Origin of the sequence: Streptomyces pathocidini, from assembly GCF_001418495.1 — a bacterium.
Classification (GTDB): Bacteria; Actinomycetota; Actinomycetes; order Streptomycetales; family Streptomycetaceae; genus Streptomyces; species Streptomyces pathocidini.
In genome coordinates this window covers 1-2,238 of the sequence record NZ_LIQY01000420.1, presented here as the reverse complement: position 1 = coordinate 2,238, position 2,238 = coordinate 1, and the positions used below count along the sequence as shown (strand labels likewise).

The 2,238-nt window shown below is 74.9% G+C and carries 2 protein-coding genes; both read right to left on the bottom strand.

What is annotated here, in order from left to right; all coding sequences use genetic code 11:
• On the bottom strand, nucleotides 1–988 hold a 988-nt coding region (locus AOK16_RS19325; RefSeq protein WP_478072390.1), incomplete at its 3' end, for a phosphohexomutase domain-containing protein.
• A gap of 191 nt (nucleotides 989–1,179) precedes the next feature.
• Complete coding sequence (locus AOK16_RS19320; protein ID WP_055473468.1) at nucleotides 1,180–1,998, bottom strand: purine-nucleoside phosphorylase; 819 nt, start codon at nucleotides 1,996–1,998, stop codon at nucleotides 1,180–1,182.
• Nucleotides 1,999–2,238: the final 240 nt, after the last annotated feature.

The window sequence follows — 2,238 nt, the reverse complement described above, 5'->3', positions numbered from 1 at the left end:
ATCTCGCCGCCGGGTCCGCGCGCCCCGATCTCGTCATCGCCAACGATCCGGACGCGGACCCGGCGGCGAGATCGGGGCGCGCAGACCCGGCGGCGGCGAACGCGAGATCCATCGCGCCCGGCTCCTCGGGATTGGGAAACGCGACGGTGGGGAAGTCCGGGTCGGGCTCGGCCTGTTCGGGCACCACGACCGGCTCCGGGAACCCCGCGCGGGCGAAGGCGGCGACCAGGACATCCCGCCCGACCCCGTGCAACGGCGTGTACACCACGCGTACGTCCCGCGGCCCGCCGTCCGTCAACACCGCGCCCGTACGCGCCAGATACGCCTCCACGACCTCCTCGCCGAGGGTCTCCCAGCCGGTGTCGGGGCGCGGGACGTCCGCAAGGCGCCCGATCGCGGCGATCTCGGCGGCGATCCCGCCGTCCGCGGGCGGCACGATCTGGGAGCCGTCGCCGAGGTAGACCTTGTAGCCGTTGTCGCGCGGCGGGTTGTGGCTGGCGGTGACGGTCACGCCGGCGACGGCGCCGAGGTGGCGGACCGCGAAGGCGAGTACGGGCGTGGGCAGCGGACGCGGCAGCAGCGCGGCGCGCAGGCCCGCGCCGGTGATCACGGCGGCGGTGTCGCGCGCGAAGTCTGCGCTCTTGTGGCGGGCGTCGTAGCCGATGACGACGAGGCCGCCGTCCCGGCCCTGCCCGCGCAGGTACGCGGCGAGGCCGGCCGCCGCGCGGATCACCACCGCGCGGTTCATCCGCATCGGCCCGGCGCCGAGTTCACCGCGCAGCCCGGCCGTACCGAACTGGAGCGTGCCGCCGAAGCGGTCCGCGAGTTCGGCGAGGGGCGCGCTCCCGGCGGCGTCCTCGACGTCGGCCGGGTCGACGGCGTCGAGCAGCGCGGCCAGCTCGGCGCGCGTCTCCGGGTCCGGGTCCTCGGCCAGCCAGGCGCGGGCCCGCGCGATCAGCTCCGCCGTTTCGCTTGCTGCCAGTGCCACGTGATGCGCTCCTCGGATTCGGGAGTACGGGTGTGCTTGCGTACGAGCGTGGACGGTGCGGGTGCCGTGCTCTCGCGTACGAGGCACGGACGGTGCGGGTGTGCGCTCTCGCATACGGGCGCGGACGGTGCGGGTACGGGGCGTGTACCCGGCCGGAGGCCCGGAATCTCCCGCCAGGGGCGGACGGGGGCTCAGATCCGGCCGAGCACCTGCGCCAGCAGCCCGCCCATCCGAGTCGCCGAGTCCCGCCCGGCCTGCAGCACCTCTTCGTGGTTGAGCGGCTCACCGGTCATCCCGGCGGCGAGGTTGGTGACCAGGGAGATGCCCAGCACCTCGGCCCCGGCCTCGCGGGCCGCGATGGCCTCCAGGACGGTGGACATGCCGACCAGATCCGCGCCGAGGGTGCGGATCATGTTGATCTCGGCGGGGGTCTCGTAGTGCGGCCCGGGGAACTGCACGTACACGCCCTCTTCGAGGGACGGGTCGATCTCCTTGCAGATCGCGCGCAGCCGGGGGGAGTAGAGGTCGGTCAGGTCGACGAAGTCGGCGCCGACGATGGGGGAGGCGGCGGTCAGGTTGATGTGGTCGCTGATGAGGACCGGCTGGCCGGGGCGCATGCCGGCGCGCAGGCCGCCGCAGCCGTTCGTCAGCACGATGGTCTTGCAGCCGGCGGCGACGGCGGTGCGTACGCCGTGGGCGACGGCGGCGACGTCACGGGACTCGTAGAAGTGGGTGCGGCCGAGGAACACCAGCACGCGCTTGGTCCCGATCCGGTACGAGCGCACGGTGCCGGCGTGGCCCGCGACCGCCGGGGGCGGGAAGCCGGGCAACTCGGTGACCCGGAACTCGTGCTCGGGCGCCCCGAGCGCCTCGGCGGCGGGGACCCAGCCCGAGCCCATGACGAGCGCGACGTCGTGGCTCTCGGCGCCGGTGAGTTCGCGGATGCGGGCCGCGGCGGCGCCGGCGTCGGGGGCGGCGGAATCGGGAGTGGCGAAAGCGTTCACGCGCATGAGGGTAACCTGCCAAGGCCTACGCGCGTAGACGCCCTCGGCCACCGGCCTCCCGGCCGAGGCGTGGAGTACGCGCGCGCCACGCGGTGGGCCGCGTGTTCGCCGCGCTGCGTGCAGCGGGCGCGCCTCGCGGCGGGGCCACCGGCGTGCAGCCGCGTACGAATCCTCAGCCTCCTGTTGCCTGTTGCGGTTCGGGCGCGGCTACGGTCCGGTGGGGGGCGAGGGGCCGTGCGCCGGGTG

Excerpts from the sequence above, each read along its gene's own strand:
- AOK16_RS19320 (WP_055473468.1), bottom strand. The coding sequence starts at position 1,998 with ATGCGCGTGAACGCTTTCGCCACTCCCGATTCCGCCGCCCCCGACGCC.